Origin of the sequence: Streptomyces sp. NRRL S-87 (genome assembly GCF_000719335.1) — a bacterium.
GTDB lineage: Bacteria > Actinomycetota > Actinomycetes > Streptomycetales > Streptomycetaceae > Streptomyces.
In genome coordinates this window covers 233,594-248,682 of record NZ_JOGB01000001.1, presented here as the reverse complement: position 1 = coordinate 248,682, position 15,089 = coordinate 233,594, and the positions used below count along the sequence as shown (strand labels likewise).

Sequence of the window (15,089 nt, the reverse complement as noted above, 5' to 3'; positions counted from 1 at the left end):
GTCCGGGGGTGGCGGGGTTGGGGGTGACGGGGGCGGGGGTGACGGGGGCGGGGTCAGTGGGGTCGAGGTCGAGGTCGAGGGTGCCGAGCAGGGCCTCCTCGAAGCGGGTGCCGCGGGAGGCGCTCACGCGAGCCCCTCCAGCATGATCCGCTCGGTGGCCGCGAGGTACGCCCCGGCCGCGGTCCGGGCGGCCGCGGGGTCGCCGGCGGTCACCGCGTCGACGAGGGGGGCCAGCCGCGCGTGGGCGGCGGCCGGGTCGGTGAAGGGGGCCACGAGGGCCGCCCGGACCGGCAGGTAGGCGTTGAACAGGGTGTTCGTGAGCAGGACGTAGACCCGGTTGCCGGTGGCCCGGGCCAGGGCCCGGTGGACCTCGGCGTCGGCGAGCTGCACGGCGTCGCCGCCCTCGGACTCCCGTACCGCGGCGAGGAGTTCCACGAGTGCGGTGCGGTCGCGCGCGGTCGCCCGGTCGGCGGCCCGCTCGGCGATCAGTGCGCCGATGCTGCGGCGGACTTCGAAGATCTCTCCGATCCAGTCGGGGCTGTGCCGCACGAGCATCGGCAGCAGGTCCGCACCGCCGAGCCTGATGTAGTCCCGGACCCGGGTCCCCACCCCGTGCCGGGTCTCCAGCAGGCCCGCCTGGACGAGGCGGCCGAAGGCGTGCTTGAGGGTGGTGCGGGTGACGCCGTACCCCTCGGCCAGTTGCCGCTCGGGCGGCAGCAGGCTTCCGGCGGGGTGCCGGCCGGCGAGGATGTCCTCGCGCAGCCGGCCCTCCAGGACGTCGACGATCGTCTCGCGGGGCAGGGCTTCCACAGCGGTCTCCTCCGGGGCGGCCCCCGGTCCGGCGGACACGCCGGCCGAGCGGCCAGGGCGGCTGGCGGGTCGGCGGCGACCCAGTGGCCTAGTGGCTCAGCCACTCAACCAATGCACGCACACCCCCGTCAAGAGGTGCGCACGGTCAAACCCCCTGCACCGCAAGGGGGTTGCCGCCCGAAGAACGGGATCAGGGAGCGAGCGCCGCGGCAGCGGCGCGGGCGAACCCCTCCGGGTTGTCCAGCATGATGTTGTGCCCGCAGTCGGGGACCGCCACGACGGCGACGCCCGCCGCGGCGAGCGCGTCGGCGCCCGCGAGCGCGCCGTCCGGGGCCGGGTACAGGAAGGTGCGCGGGACCTTCAGGCCGAGGAGGAGCTCGCGCATGGTGGGCCGGGTCCCCCGCGCGAGGTGGGTGGCGCTGCGGTGCAGGGCCACCGGGCCGGCCAGCCGCATCGTGGCCCACCAGTGCGCGCCGACGCGCTCGGGCGTCCGGTCCCAGCCGTGGGCGACGAACTCCTCCTCCGTGTAGGAGGCGATGCCGCTGCTGCCGGGGGCGGCGGGGGCGGTCGGCACCGGGTCGAGATTGGCGTCCACGAGCAACAGCCGTGAGACGAGGTGGGGATGACGGTCCGCCAGCACGATGGCGACGGCGCCGCCCATGCTGTGTCCGACGACCTCGGCGCCGGTCACCCCGGCCGCGTCGAGCACGGCGGCCACCGCGTCGGCGTGCGCCTCCAGCGTGTACGCGAACCCGGTCGGGCGGTCGCTGGTCCCGTGCCCCATGAGGTCGACCAGCAGCGAGCGGTGGCCGGCGAGCAGCGGATGCCAGGCGATCTCGTTGAAGTAGGCCGACGTGGCGCCGAGTCCGTGCAGGTACAGCCGGACCGGCTCGCGGCCGGGGAACTCGGTCCAGCGGATGAGGTCGCCCTCGGGGGTTACGGGAGTCGTGCGCACGGCCTGCCTTCCTGGCGGAGTGATCGGCAGGCCATCCCATCCGGCGTCCCGGGCGACGTCAACCCCTTTGCGCCCCGGCCCCGTTCCCGTAGCAGGAGTACGGGAACGGGGCCGGGGCGGCGTGCTCGGGGGCCGGCGTCAGGAGAGCTTGCCGCCGTAGTCCGGCAGCTTGAAGGTGCGCTCGGCGTGGCCGCCCACCAGGTCGCTGTCGTTGTTGCCGATGTTGGCGACGATGGTGTAGCCCCGGGCCTCGATCTCGGCACGCTTGGCGGTCTTGTACGTGCTGACCTCGTGGAAGAGGTCGGGGAGGTCGCGCACGTAGAGGCCGGTGACCGGGTAGCCCACGGTCTTCAGGTTGTACAGCGTCGGGCTGTAGACCACGCCGGGGCGGGCCGTGACGAAGAAGACCGCGACGCCGCGGGCGTGGGCCTCCTGGACGAGGTCGCGGACCTGGGCGATCGCCGGGGTGGGCCAGGTCCAGAACCAGTGGAAGTCCGTCTCCAGCGAGGAGTTGTCGATGTCGAGGACGATCGCGGGCTTCTCGCCGGCCGGGGAGTCGGTGATGCGCTGGCGGAGGTACGGGCGAGCCTGGTCGACCACGGCGCCGACGTCGCGCAGCCAGGTGTCGTAGTCGACGCCCAGGAAGACCGCGTTGCCGCCGGGGGCGGAGTACGAGGCTCCGGGCGCGACCGGCGCCGGGCGGGGCGCGGCCGACGCGGGGGCGGCCTGCGCCGGGGCCGACAAGACGACCACGGCGGTGGCGGCAGCGGCGGCAGCGGCCGTGGTGCGCGCGATGAACTTGCGTGCGGGCATGGGGAGTTGCTCCTCCGACCATGGCGGTCTGGCGGGACCGCCGGCAGAAATTGGCATGTGCATGGCCCAGGATGAGAGGGCTGCGCCGCCATGTCTACTGGTCGGTAGGAAATTGGGGATGACCGCCCGGTTAACCGCCGCCTCCGACGCCCGCCTCCGCGGGCTCCGCACCCGCCCCGCCGCCGGGCCTCGGCGCCAGCACCACCACGGCCGTCCCGGAGGGGCGAAGTGCCGCGAACCCGTCGAGGTTCGGGTCGATCGCGCGCCAGCGCGCCCAGAGCCGGGTCCGCTCCTCGCCGCTCGCGGCGTGGGCCCGTACCGGCCGCCGCCCGTCGACGAGTCGGACCTCCGCGTCGGGGTGCGCGCGGAGGTTCAGCCACCAGGCGGGCTCGCCGGCGCCCCAGCCGTTCATGGCCAGGCAGACCAGGTCGGGGCCGTCCTCGAGGTACGCGATGATCACGCTGCGCGGCCGGCCGGTCCGGCGCCCGGTGGTCGTCAGCCGCAGCGTGCCCCACCCCTTGCGGCCCGGGCGCCACAGCCCGACCCGGCCGCCGAAGGCCCGGTACAGCCCCCGGTGCACGGCCCACGCCAGCCGCACGAACCAGCGCGGCGGAACCCGCGGCGCCTTCGTCCCGCCCTCACCCGTCACGACGCCCTCCCCCTCCCGGCCCGCCCCGGCGCCGACCGCGCCGAGGACGATAGCCCCACCGCCCGGCCCCGACCAGATCCCGCGCACGGCCCGGCGAAGCGCTCGGTACCGGCCCCGGCCCCATGTCCCCGGCCCCTGCCCCTTGCTCCCGGCCCCGGCCCACTTGTTCCCGGCCCCGGGTCCCGGACCGGGCGACCGACGGCACCGCCCGCCCGGATCCGCCCTTCCCGGCACGGCGCGGCACGGGCACCCGACACCGGACGCCCGGGCTAGGGTGCGGGGGCATGGTGCACGTACTGAGCAGTCGGGTCCTGTTGCGACCGAGCGACCCGGAACGCAGCCGCGCCTTCTACGGGGAGGCACTGGGGCTCGCGGTGTACCGGGAGTTCGGCACCGGCGTCGACCGCGGGACCGTGTACTTCCTGGGCGGCGGGTTCCTGGAGGTGTCCGGCCGGTCGGCGGAGCCGGCCGGCCCGGCGATGCGGCTGTGGCTCCAGGTCGCCGACTGCCGGGCGGCGTACGACGAACTCCGCGCCCGCGGGGTCGAGGTCCTCCGACCGCCGCAGCGCGAACCGTGGGGGCTGGTCGAGATGTGGATCGCCGACCCGGACGGCGTCCGCATCGCGGTCGTCGAGGTCCCGGAGGACCACCCCCTGCGCTACCGCCCCTGACGGACGCCGCCCGCCCCGTGGCCGAAAAGTGACCTCCCGTCACATCGCTGCGCAGCGTTACGGTTCACTCACTGACGCCAAACGTGTGTCACGTCACACCACGAACCGAACGACTGGACACGGCAGCCGACACGCGCCGACACCGGCGGCCGCGGGTCCGGGGGGACTCCACATGCACGAAATGCCCAAGGGGGCCAACGTCGCACTCGCGGCACTCACCGAGCAGCCCGGCGCGATGGTCGTCAGCCTCGGCTGGACCAGCGCGACGGGAGACGGCGACGCCGACGTCTCGGTGATCCTGCTGGACGGCAACGGCAAGGTCCGAGGCGACGACGACTTCTACTTCTACAACCACCCCGCGGCCGAGGACGGCAGCGTCCAGCTCCTGGGCAAGACGCCCACCTCCAACGGCAGCGAGGACCGCATCAGCCTCGACCTCGCCGTCGTGCCGAGGGCGGTCGCCCGCATCGTCGTCGCGGCGAGCCGCTACGGCGGCGCCCGGTTCGGCGACCTGGCCGACCTCCGGATGACGCTCTCCGACGGCTCCGGGGACACGCTGCTCGGCTTCTCTATCCCGGATGCGGGCATCGAGACGGCCTTCATCTTCGGCGAGTTCTACCGGCGCGGGGAGGAGTGGAAATTTCGGGCGGTGGGGCAGGGGTACGATTCCGGCCTCGCCGGGCTGGCCACGGACTTCGGCATCGCGATCGTCGATGACGAGGCCGAGGAAGCGGGGGAAGAGGCTGACACGGACGCGGCCGGGGCCGACCCCACCCCCACCGGTGCCGGTGGGCCCGCCGGATCCACCTCCACCGGACACGGTCCCGGTCCCCTGGCCGGGCCCGGCGCAGTTCCGGCTCCGGTCGGAGCCCCCTCAGCCGACGCTCCCGGCGGCGGGACCGGAGCGGATCAGGCCGCCACGGCCGCCCCCGTCGTACCGGCACAAGCCGGGCCGACGGACCCCGATCCCGCGCCGGCCCGTACCCGCACGGTCCGCACGGCCAAGAAGAAGATCACCGTCCCGCGGGTCGCGAAGAAGTCCCTCGCGGAGAACGAGACGTGGCGGCCGGCGCGCCTCTTCCCCGTACCGAACGCCAAGAGCGACCGGGAGCGCGAGGCCCGGGCCACGTCGGTGCTCCTCGCCGTCATGGCCGAGGTCCCCGAGCTCGGCCGCCGTCTGACGGCCGGATTCGGTGCCCCTGCGGGTCGGATGCAGACGTTCACCGAGGTGTCTCTGCCTCACGGCGACACGCCCCGGCGTCCGGACGGAGTGGTCCGCGTCGAACGGGCAGGCAAGCTGTGGACGGCCTTGGTCGAGACGAAGACCAACGGCAATCCGCTGAAGAGCGAACAGGTCCAGGACTACATGGACATCGCCGCCCGCCGCGGATACGAGGCGGTGATCACTCTGTCCAACGACGTCGCGCTGGACGGCAGTCCCCTCGTCACGGTCAAGCTCGACGGCCGGCGCAAGCACAAGGTCGGGCTCTGGCACCTGTCCTGGGCGGAGGTGGCCCAGCAGGCTCAGCTCCTGATCCGGCACGAGGGCGTGGGCAACGCCGCCCACGCCTGGCTCCTCCAGGAGTTGCTGCACTACCTGCACCACGACAACTCCGGCTGCCACGGCTTCCAGAACATGGGTCCCTCATGGGTCCCGGTACGCACCGGCATCGAGACCGAGACGCTGTCCGCGGGGGACCCGCGCGCCGTCGAGGTGGTCGAGAGCTGGGAGCGGCTGGTGCGCCAGGTCTGCCTCCGACTCGGTGGCGAACTGGGCCAGAAGGCGCTGCCCGTACAGCGGGCTCGCCGCGGCAGCGATCCGCGCTCGCGGCGGGCGGAGGCCGCCGACGTGTTGTGCGCCGAGGGCCGTCTCGCGGCCGAGGTGCGCGTCGACGGTTCGCCGGGGATCCTCGGTCTCAGCGCCGACCTGCGCACCGGCAAGCTGCGCACGTCCATGGACATCCCCGCACCCGAGGGCGGCTACCCGCTGACCGCCGCCAAAAGGCTGGTGCGCATGCTCACTGAGGCACCTGCCGACCTGCACGTCGAGACGCTCGTCGAGACCCGCAACGGCCCGCGCGGCACGCTGGAGCGGCTGCGGCCCGAGCCGGGCGACCTCCTGCCGAAGGGCGGCGCCCCGATCACCGGCTTCCGTCTGTCGCTCTTCAAGGGCATGGGTGGCGCGCGCGGCACCACGGAGTCGGGCTTCATCCGCAGCGTCGACGAGGCGGTCGACCGCTTCTACGCGACGGTCGTGGTCCACCTCACGCAGTTGCAACGCCGTACCGACCGACGTGCATACGCCGCGGGGGGCGCGGCGGGCGGCTGAGCCAGGCCGGCATCGTTCCCGGTCCGTCCGCGCACGGGCCGGGTACTGGCCGGGGACAGGGCGCGACTGGCCGGGGCCGGCGACCGACCGCCCAGTGCTCAGGGCCGGGTGAGGCGGTGGAGTTGGAGGGCCAGTTGGTTCTCCAGGGCTCGGGAGGGGGTGTTCCAGTCCTTGCCGAGGAGGTGGGCGATGCGGTCGAGGCGCTGGGTGACCGTGTTGATGTGGACGTGCAGGTGTTCCTTGGCCCGGGTGAGGCTCGCCCCCTCGCGGTAGTACGTGTCCAGGGTGCGCAGGAGGTCGGTGCCGCGGGCGCGGTCGTACGCGATGACCGGGCCGAGGACGCGGTCGACGTAGCCGGCGATGTCGGTGCGTTCGCCCAGGAGTACGCCGACGAAGCCCAGGTCCGCGAGGGCCGCGCCCTCGCCGGTGCGGCCGAGGGTGTGCAGGGCCTCCAGGCACCGGGCGGCCTCCGCGTAGGCGGCCGGGAATCCCTGGGGGTCGGCGGCAGGGCCGGCCGCGCCCACGGTCACGGGGGTGCCCACGGCGCGGCCGAGGTCGCCGGCCAGGGCGGCCGCCAGGGGGCCGGGGGCGGAGGTGCGGGTGTGGGCGGGGTCGGGGGTGGGCTGCGTACCACCGGTGGGTGGCGGTTCGGGGGCCGGGAGGGGGATCACGAGGACCGCGTGGCCGGAGTGGGTGCCGGCCAGGCCGCCGAGGGCGCGGGCGTGCCGGGCGGCCTCGGTGGCCAGCCGTGAGCGGGACCCGGGCGGGCACTGGGCGACCAGGACCGCGTGCGGGCGGGAGGTGTCGACGCCCAGGCGGCGGGCCCGTAGCGCGAGGCTGGAGACCTGCCGGGCGCCGGCGTCGGGGGCGAGGGTGAGCAGGTCGTCGAGGAGTTCGCCGCGGACCCGGTCCTCCGCCTCGGCCACGGACCGGCGCATCAGCAGGAGCAGGGCGGTGACGAGGCTGGCGCGTTCGAACAGCCGACGGTCGGTGTCGGGCAGCTCCGGCCGACCGGACAGGGCGAGGGCGCCGAGGAGTTCGGGCCCGGCCAGCACCGCGCACACCCACACGTCGTCGACCGGAACCGCCCGGCCGGCCGTGCGCGAGGCCGCCACGCCGGCGGGCGGGGGCTCGGCGGCGGCCGCCGCGGTGCGGGCCAGTTCGGTGCCGTCCGCGTCGTGCACGACCAGTTCGCCGCCCAGGATGGCGGCGGTCTCCCGGGCCACGTCCCCGGCGCCGCCGCCGCGCAGCACCAGGTCGGTGAGCCGGTCGTGGGTCTCGGCGGCCCGGCTGATGGCCTGGTTGGCGGTGCCCAGGTCCACCAGGGCGGCGCGGGTCTCCTCCAGTCGGCGGGCGCTGTCGATGGCGATGGCCGCGTGGTCGGCGAGCGAGCCGAGCAGAGCGATGGCGTCCGGCGTGAACTCGCGGACCGTCCGGTCGGCCGCGAACAGCACTCCGATGACCCGCGGTCCGAGCCGCAGCGGTACGCCGAGGATCCCGCGCAGGCCCTCCTCGGCGACGCCGGTGTCGATGGCGGCGACGTGCTTGAAGCGGGTGTCGGTGCGGTAGTCGGTGCTGGCGTACGGGCGGGCCGTCTGCGCGACCAGCCCGCCGAGGCCCTCCCCCATGCCCAGGCGCAGCTGCTGGAAGGCGGCCGACACGGATCCCTCCGTGACGCGCATGTACGTGTCCTCCGCCGCCGGGTCGTGGAGGGTGAGGTACGCGACGTCGGCGCGCAGGAGGGTCCGGGCGCGCCGCACGATGGCGCGCAGGACGGCGTCCAGGTCGCGCAGGCCGGCGAGGTCCCCGGCGGTGTCGAAGAGGGCCTCCAGTTCGGCCTCGCGGCGCCGGTGCTGGTCGAGGGTGCGGTGGATGGCGCGGGCGGCCCCGGTCGCCTCGGCGAGGAAGGCCAGCTCCGCGGGGGCGGCCCCGGCGGCCCGGGCGGTGGCGACGGGCCGGTCGAGCTCCTCGGCCGGACCGCCGTGCGCCAGGGCGTCGAGCAGGTCCAGCAGGGCCCGGGCCACGGGGGTGGCGGCGGCCGCGGCGGGTCGGTCGCCGTCGGAGGCGTCGGGGTGGTGGCTCTGGCTGCGCATGGTGCGGATCGTAGGCGTGCGGGGTGTGGTCTTTGCGGGCGGGTCCGGACCCCGGCGCGGAGTGCGCGCGCCGGGGTCCGGGCGGTGCGGCACCGGGGCCCGGGCGGTGCGGCACCGTCGCCCGGGCGCCGGGGCGCCGTCGCCCGGACCCGCTCGGCCCCGTCGCTCAGACGCGCTCGGCGGCGGAGACGGGGGTGGCGGTGGCGGCGGGCGTGTCGAGGGCGCGGCCGCGGGTCTCGCGGGCCGCGGCGACCGTGAGCGTGGTGACGAGGGCCGCGGAGCCCAGGTACAGCGAGACCGGCGTCGAGGAGTCGTAGTCCTTGAGGAGTTCCACGGCCAGGATCGGGGCCAGGGCGCCGGCCACGATCGAGGCGAGCTGCGAGCCGAGCGAGGCGCCCGAGTAGCGCACGCGGGTGTCGAACATCTCGGAGATGAAGGCCGCCTGGGGGCCGTACATGGCGCCGTGCAGCAGCAGGCCCGCCGTCACGGCCAGGGCGATGACCGGGAAGGACTTCGTGTCGAGCAGGGCGAAGAACGCGAACGCCCACCCGGCCATGCCCACCGAGCCGATCAGGGTCACCGGGCGGCGGCCGATCCGGTCGGAGAGCGCGCCCCACGCGGGGATGGCGGCGAAGTGCACGGCCGAGCCGATGAGCACGGCGTCGAGGGCGGTGCTCTTGGGCAGGCCGAGGTGGACGGTGACGTAGACGAGGAGGAAGGAGGTCAGCACGTAGTACGAGATGTTCTCGCCGAAGCGGGTGCCGATGGCGGTGAGCACCTCGCGCCAGGAGCGGCGCAGCACGTCGACCACCGGCGGGGTGTCCTTCGCGCCCTGTGCGGCGGCGGCCTCGGCGCGCGCCTGGGCCTCCAGGAACAGCGGGGACTCGGAGACGGACAGGCGGATCCACAGGCCGACGCCGACGAGGACGCCGGACAGCAGGAACGGGATGCGCCAGCCCCAGGCGAGGAAGGCCTCCTCGGACTGTACGGCGGCGAGCAGGGCGAGGACGCCGGTGGCGAGCAGGTTGCCGCCGGGGGCGCCGGCCTGGGGCCAGGAGGCCCAGAAGCCGCGGTGCCGCTCACCGCCGTGCTCGGCCACGATCAGGACGGCGCCGCCCCACTCGCCGCCGAGGGCGAAGCCCTGCACCAGGCGCAGGAGGGTGAGCAGGACGGGGGCGGCGGCGCCGACGGTGGCGTGGGTGGGCAGCAGGCCCATGGCGAAGGTGGCGCCACCCATCATCAGGAGGCTGACGACGAGCAGCTTCTTGCGGCCGAGCCGGTCTCCGTAGTGGCCGAAGACGACGCCGCCGAGGGGGCGGGCGAGGAACCCGACGGCGTACGTGATGAAGGCGATCAGGGTGCCGGTCAGCGGGTCGGCGGCGGGGAAGAAGAGCGTGTTGAAGACGAGCGCGGCGGCGGAGCCGTAGAGGAAGAAGTCGTACCACTCGATGGTGGTGCCGACGAGGCTGGCGCCGACGATGCGCGCGAGGTTTCCGGGAGGTGTGGATGCGGGTGTTGCGGCGGCCATGGTCACCACTTCCGGGGGTGGGCGGGGGACGTCGTTGTGTCGCCACACCATAGGAACGCCCAGGTCAGAGGCGTATGTGATGGACCGCCATAGTTGGGGGCCATGTCATCCTCGCCACCACCACAAGGACGCCGGTCCCGGCGCCGCCGGGGCACCGGGCGGGCCGCGAAGGCGGTGCCGGACATGCTCCATGCGCCATGGTCTACGCGTCAGCCGACCCGAAGACCGACCGCCAGCGTCAGCTCCAGGACCCGGTGCGGCGATGCGAGATCCGGAAACAGCTCCCGCAGCTGCGACATCCGGTACCGGACGGTCTGGGGATGGACGAACAGCGCCGCCGCCACCTCGTCCCGCCTGCCCTGGTGCAGCAGCCACGCCCGCAACGTCTCCTCCAGCCGCCGTGCGGTCGCGACAGGCAGGGTCCGCAACGGTGCGAGGGCTCGGGCGCGCAGGTCCGCGAACGCGTCCACGTCGGCGCTCAGCACCAGCTCGGGCAGGTGGTCCTCGGTGTCGCGGATGTCGGAGGAGAGGGAGCGCGCGCGTACGGCTCGTGCGTACGAGGCGGACGCGCGGGTCCACGGCCGGGCCGGGCCGACCACGGCGGCGCGGTCGGTCAGCTGTCGCAACAGATGTGACCGGTCGGCATCGGGGACCAGCAGCACACCGAAGGCGTCCGGCAGGTCGTCGAGGACGAGGGTGCTCGGGTCGAGCGCGCGGTAGGCGGGCCGGGCCTGGGCGGCCGGCAGCAGGACCGCGGTCAGCGTAACCGGAGGCTGCCAGCCGGCCCGTTGTGCCGAGGCCAGCAGCACGTCCGGGCTCGCGCCCGCGAGGAGGTCGCGGGCCAGGTGTTCCAGGTGGCGCTCGTGCTCGCGGCCCCGGGCGGCCAGTTCGTCGGCGTGGCCCGCGGCGCTCGCGGCGGAGAGCTCGTCGATGTAGGCGAAGGTCAGCTCGGCGAACTTGGCGACCTCGGCGGCGGGCAGACCCGCGGGTACGGCCCCCGCTGCCAGGCATCGCCAGGCCACGCGGGCGCCGACGCGGTAGGCGCTGAGCAGGGCGTCCATCGAACGGCCGTCGCGCACCTCGCCGCGACCCAGCTCGTAGGCGGCGTCACCGGCGTCGCCGCCCGTGGCGTTCCCGCTCGCGAGGTCCAGGTAGTTCCCGAGGGCGGTACGGACGGCACGGCGGATGGTGACGCCCATGCGGCCCGAAAGGGCGTTGGCGTAGGGAGGGACCTCGTCGATGATCGCCTGGACGACCTCGTCGGCAGTGGTCTTCAGCGCGGCCCGCAGTGCGGCGACCGTCGTCGCGTCCAGGGACAGATCGGTTACTCTCCGGATTGGATGGCTCATCTCTTATTCCCTGTGAACAATTCAGCCGAGCAGATTCACGTCCTGCGGTCAGGACTTTACGCCTCGAGGCGGATCAAGCTGGAGTCATGACGAGTGCAACCCTCCGCAGTGGGGCGTGGAAACTGCTGGAGATGGTCACGACGCCGCTGCTGCCGTCGGACTACCTCGACCTGATCAGCCCGCTGCGTGCGGGCGCCGACCTGCGTGGGCGCATCGAGGCCGTGCACCCCGAGACGGGTGATGCCGCGACCGTCGTGATCAGGCCGGGACGGGGCTGGCGCGGTCACACGGCCGGTCAGTACGTGCGGATCGGGGTCGACGTCGACGGGAGGCGCCTGTGGCGTGCCTACTCCATCACCTCGCCGACGAACCGCCGGGACGGCCGCGTCACGATCACCGTGAAGGCGATCCCGGGCGGCAAGGTCAGCAACCACCTGGTCCGCAGGGCGAAACCGGGCACGCTGGTCCAGCTCGACCAGGCGACCGGCGACTTCGTGCTGCCGGAGGCCAAGCCCGCCAAGGTGCTCTACCTGACGGCCGGCAGCGGCATCACGCCCGTCATGGGCATGCTGCGTGACAGCGAGTTCGACGACGTCGTCATGGTCCACTGCGCGCCACAGCCGCAGGACGTGATCTTCCGCAGCGAACTGCACGACCTGGTCGCGGACAGGAAGCTGCGGCTCACCGAGGTGCACACCGACACGGACGGCATGCTCGACATCGCCCGTCTCGACGAACTGGTGCCCGACTGGGCCGAGCGCGAGACCTGGGCCTGCGGGCCCGCGGGCCTGCTCGACGCCGCCGAAGAGCTCTGGAGCGAGCACGGCGTCCCCGAGCGCCTGCACACCGAACGCTTCCGCCCCGGCATCGTCGTCGCCGGTGACGGCGGCGCGGTCACGTTCAGCGCCACCGGCAGGACCGTCGACGCGGACGGCGCCACGCCGTTGCTGGACGTCGGCGAGGAGGCCGGCGTGCTCATGCCGTCCGGGTGCCGCATGGGTATCTGCTTCGGCTGCGTCACGCCGCTCAAGGCGGGCGCCGTCCGCGACCTGCGCACCGGCGAGATCACCGAGGCCGAGCCGGGCGTCCTCATCCAGACCTGCGTGTCCGCCGCGGCGGGCCCCTGCGACATCGAACGGTAGGAGCACCTTGACCGCCATCGACCCCACCGCCCACCTGACCGCGGAGCAGATCGAGGAGCTCGGCCGCGAGCTGGACGCCATCCGCGACGAGGTGATCGCCGGCCGCGGCGAGAAGGACGCCGCCTACATCCGCAAGGTCATCTCGGCGCAGCGCACGCTCGAGCTGGTCAGCCGGGGCGTGCTGCTGTTCTCCTTCTTCCCGCCCGCGTGGCTGGTCGGCACGGCCGGGCTGTCCGTGGCGAAGATCATGGACAACATGGAGATCGGGCACAACATCCTGCACGGCCAGTGGGACTGGATGCGGGACCCGAAGATCCACTCCACCACCTGGGAGTGGGATCACGTCTCGCCGTCCGACCAGTGGAAGCACTCGCACAACGAGCTGCACCACGCGTACACCAACGTGATCGGCAAGGACAACGACCTCGGCTACGGCATCATGCGCGTCGACGAGGACCAGAAGTGGCACCCGTTCCACCTCGGCCAGCCGCTGTGGAACTTCCTCAACGCCTGCTTCTTCGAGTACGGCATCGCCGCGTACGACCTCGAGCTCGGCAAGAACCTGCACAAGCGCCGCCGCAACGACCCGGAGTTCCGCGCGCGGGCCAAGGCCGTCGGCCGCAAGATCCGCAAGCAGGTCCTCAAGGACTACGTGATCCACCCGCTGCTGTCGGGCCCGTCGTTCCTCACCACCCTCGCCGCCACGTTCACCGCGAACCTGGTCCGCAACATCTGGTCCCACTCGGTGATCATGTGCGGGCACTTCCCCGAGGGCGTGCAGGTCTTCGAGCGCCGGTCGATCGACGGCGAGACGCGCGGCCAGTGGTACCTGCGCCAGATGATGGGCTCGGCGAACATCAGCGGCGGCAGGGCCATGCACTTCATGACCGGCAACCTGTCGCACCAGATCGAGCACCACCTGTTCCCGGACCTGCCGAGCAACCGGTACGCCGAGGTCGCGGTGAAGGTGCGCGCGCTGTTCGAGAAGTACGAGCTGGAGTACGTCACCGGGCCGCTGCCCAAGCAGGTGTTCTCCGCGTGGCGCAAGGTGTTCCGGCTCTCGCTGCCGAACAAGAAGTCCGGGGCGAGGACGCCGGACCGCGAGCAGGAGCTCGTCGCGGCCTGACTCGGTACCGGTTCCGGGGCCTTGCCTGCCCTCGGAGGAAGGTCGGATCCGGCTGCCGGACGGCCGGATCCGACTCCTCGTGGTCACAGACGCCGCGAAGGGTTGCCTTGCGCCTGGAACTCCTCGTCAGCGCTGCAGCGTCAGCAGACCCGGCCGGTAGGGCAGGAGGCCGTAGTCGATGCCGTCGGAGCTGGGGCTGCGTCCCTGGTAGAGCAACTGCAGACGGCAGGGGTCGACCGTCATGGTCTGATCGGCGCCGGCACGGACGAGTTCGCCGTGGCTGATGTCGTTGGTCCACGTGGCGCCGCTGTTGGCCTTGCCGGCGAAGGGGTTGCCCTCGGTCGCGGCCTGGGGCGTCCATGAGCCGTCCAGAGCGGTGGCCGTGAAGGAGCGGAAGTAGCGGCCCTGCGAGCCGATCGCCTCGACGAGCATGAGGTAGCGGTTCTGGCCCTGGAGCTTGTAGACCTGGACGGCTTCGAACAGGTTGTTCGTCGTGTCGCTCATGACCACGGTCGAGGTCGTGCCGAAACTGCCCGGGAAGTTCCCGATCGGCATGCTGGCCCGGTAGATCTTGCCGTTGTCGCCGGCGAAGAACAGGTACATGTTCGCGCTGTCACCGATGAGCGTCTGGTCGATGGGTCCTGTTCCGGAGCCGGCGATGCTTCCGGAGAAGAGCGTTTGCGGTGACGACCAGCCGTTGGGGTTGGTGGGGTCGCTCGACGTCCGGTAGGAGAAGGCGGATCCACCCCACTGGTAGGCGAGCACCCAGATGTTCTTCGGCGCGAAGTAGAGGAGCGTGGGCGCGACGGCGGCGCTCGACATCGTGTTCTGGCTGGTCGAGGCCATGTCCGACCAGTTGGTGAACGGGCCGAAGCTCATCGAACCCCAATGCGTCCCCGTGTCGTGCGTCGTCGCGTAGACGAGTTGCCGGCCGTTGTACGGGGCGACGGTGAAGTCCTTGAGCGAGGCCCACCCCGGCTTGGGCTGCGCGAGCGGGCCCGTCGACGTCCAGCGGTAGGTCGACGGAAGGCTGCACGGGCCGGGGTCGGCGCCGCCGACCTGGACGAGCCGCCACTGCTGGTTGCTGCCGCCCCAGTCGTCGTACTGGACGATGTTCGCGTTGTCCGCGGTGGAGCCGCCCTGCACTTCCAGGGCCTTGTTGCTGTGGCGCGCGACGAGCCTCACGTAGCCGTCCGAGCCGTCGGCCAGCCGCCACTGCTGGTTGGTGCCGTTCACGTCGGCCCACTGGACGATCGGGGCGCCGTTCGCGGTGGACGCGTTCTGGACGTCCAGCACCTTGCCGGAGTGGCGGGACCTGATCCGGTAGTAGCCGCCACCGGAGTCGACGAACTGCCACTGCTGCTGGTTCTGGTCGTTCCGGGTCCACTGGGTGATGCGGGCGCCGTCGGCGGTCGCCAGGTTGTAGACGTCCAGGGCCTTTCCGCTGTTGCGGTTGACCAGCACGTACGAGGCGTTGGGGTCGATGGTCGTCGCGGCCCTGGCGGGCTGCACGGTGAGGAAGGTGGCCAGGATCAGCAAGGGCGCGAGGACGGCGAGCAGGCGTCGTCTCCGGTGGACCGGGGACGGATGGTGAAACCACATCACAAGAGCTCCTTCGGGGGAT

Annotated in this window: 12 protein-coding genes; 4 read left to right on the top strand and 8 right to left on the bottom strand. The window is 73.1% G+C overall.

Annotated features, from left to right (window positions below):
- Positions 1-123 precede the first annotated feature (123 nt).
- From IF43_RS0101060 to IF43_RS0101045, 4 genes are all read right to left on the bottom strand, one after another.
- A complete protein-coding gene (locus IF43_RS0101060) occupies positions 124-810 on the bottom strand; it encodes a FadR/GntR family transcriptional regulator (RefSeq protein ID WP_030192705.1) in 687 nt (228 codons plus the stop codon).
- 190 nt (positions 811-1,000) lie between these two features.
- On the bottom strand, positions 1,001-1,765 hold the full coding sequence (locus tag IF43_RS0101055; protein WP_030192703.1) for an alpha/beta fold hydrolase: 765 nt from the start codon (positions 1,763-1,765) through the stop codon (positions 1,001-1,003).
- 138 nt (positions 1,766-1,903) lie between these two features.
- Entirely contained in the window at positions 1,904-2,578 is a 675-nt protein-coding gene (locus IF43_RS0101050; protein WP_030192702.1) for an HAD family acid phosphatase, read from the bottom strand.
- Positions 2,579-2,708: 130 nt separating this feature from the next.
- Entirely contained in the window at positions 2,709-3,227 is a 519-nt protein-coding gene (locus IF43_RS0101045) for a nitroreductase/quinone reductase family protein (RefSeq protein ID WP_051794484.1), read from the bottom strand.
- 284 nt (positions 3,228-3,511) lie between these two features.
- On the opposite strand from IF43_RS0101045, the gene IF43_RS0101040 reads away from it, so the two are divergent.
- Together IF43_RS0101040 and IF43_RS0101035 are read left to right on the top strand one after the other, a co-directional pair.
- Entirely contained in the window at positions 3,512-3,898 is a 387-nt protein-coding gene (locus IF43_RS0101040) for a VOC family protein (protein ID WP_030192699.1), read from the top strand.
- 172 nt (positions 3,899-4,070) lie between these two features.
- The gene (locus IF43_RS0101035) at positions 4,071-6,227 is read left to right on the top strand and encodes a TerD family protein (RefSeq protein WP_063753252.1); all 2,157 of its coding nucleotides are present in this window, start codon (positions 4,071-4,073) and stop codon (positions 6,225-6,227) included.
- A gap of 98 nt (positions 6,228-6,325) precedes the next feature.
- Here IF43_RS0101035 and IF43_RS0101030 read toward each other — a convergent pair whose 3' ends face one another.
- The 3 genes from IF43_RS0101030 to IF43_RS0101020 all read right to left on the bottom strand — a co-directional run bounded on the left by IF43_RS0101030 (position 6,326) and on the right by IF43_RS0101020 (position 11,197).
- A complete protein-coding gene (locus IF43_RS0101030; RefSeq protein WP_051794482.1) occupies positions 6,326-8,320 on the bottom strand; it encodes a GAF domain-containing protein in 1,995 nt (664 codons plus the stop codon).
- Between the two features lie 166 nt (positions 8,321-8,486).
- A complete protein-coding gene (locus IF43_RS0101025) occupies positions 8,487-9,848 on the bottom strand; it encodes an MFS transporter (RefSeq protein WP_051794480.1) in 1,362 nt (453 codons plus the stop codon).
- Positions 9,849-10,057: 209 nt separating this feature from the next.
- A complete protein-coding gene (locus IF43_RS0101020; RefSeq protein ID WP_030192693.1) occupies positions 10,058-11,197 on the bottom strand; it encodes a CdaR family transcriptional regulator in 1,140 nt (379 codons plus the stop codon).
- 86 nt (positions 11,198-11,283) lie between these two features.
- Here IF43_RS0101020 and IF43_RS0101015 point away from each other — a divergent pair, with 86 nt between their 5' ends.
- Both IF43_RS0101015 and IF43_RS0101010 read left to right on the top strand, forming a co-directional pair.
- Complete coding sequence (locus IF43_RS0101015; RefSeq protein ID WP_030192691.1) at positions 11,284-12,339, top strand: ferredoxin reductase; 1,056 nt, start codon at positions 11,284-11,286, stop codon at positions 12,337-12,339.
- Positions 12,340-12,346: 7 nt separating this feature from the next.
- Positions 12,347-13,465 (top strand): acyl-CoA desaturase, encoded by a 1,119-nt coding sequence (locus tag IF43_RS0101010; RefSeq protein WP_030192689.1) that lies wholly within the window; start codon positions 12,347-12,349, stop codon positions 13,463-13,465.
- A 126-nt stretch (positions 13,466-13,591) separates the two neighbouring features.
- Here IF43_RS0101010 and IF43_RS0101005 read toward each other — a convergent pair whose 3' ends face one another.
- Positions 13,592-15,067: a non-reducing end alpha-L-arabinofuranosidase family hydrolase gene (locus IF43_RS0101005; protein ID WP_030192686.1), complete on the bottom strand. Its 1,476-nt coding sequence runs from the start codon at positions 15,065-15,067 to the stop codon at positions 13,592-13,594.
- Positions 15,068-15,089 lie beyond the last annotated feature (22 nt).

Excerpts from the sequence above, each read along its gene's own strand:
- IF43_RS0101050 (WP_030192702.1), bottom strand. The coding sequence starts at position 2,578 with ATGCCCGCACGCAAGTTCATCGCGCGCACCACGGCCGCTGCCGCCGCT.
- IF43_RS0101040 (WP_030192699.1), top strand. The coding sequence starts at position 3,512 with ATGGTGCACGTACTGAGCAGTCGGGTCCTGTTGCGACCGAGCGACCCG.
- IF43_RS0101035 (WP_063753252.1), top strand. The coding sequence starts at position 4,071 with ATGCACGAAATGCCCAAGGGGGCCAACGTCGCACTCGCGGCACTCACC.
- IF43_RS0101030 (WP_051794482.1), bottom strand. The coding sequence starts at position 8,320 with ATGCGCAGCCAGAGCCACCACCCCGACGCCTCCGACGGCGACCGACCC.
- IF43_RS0101025 (WP_051794480.1), bottom strand. The coding sequence starts at position 9,848 with ATGGCCGCCGCAACACCCGCATCCACACCTCCCGGAAACCTCGCGCGC.
- IF43_RS0101020 (WP_030192693.1), bottom strand. The coding sequence starts at position 11,197 with ATGAGCCATCCAATCCGGAGAGTAACCGATCTGTCCCTGGACGCGACG.
- IF43_RS0101015 (WP_030192691.1), top strand. The coding sequence starts at position 11,284 with ATGACGAGTGCAACCCTCCGCAGTGGGGCGTGGAAACTGCTGGAGATG.
- IF43_RS0101005 (WP_030192686.1), bottom strand. The coding sequence starts at position 15,067 with ATGTGGTTTCACCATCCGTCCCCGGTCCACCGGAGACGACGCCTGCTC.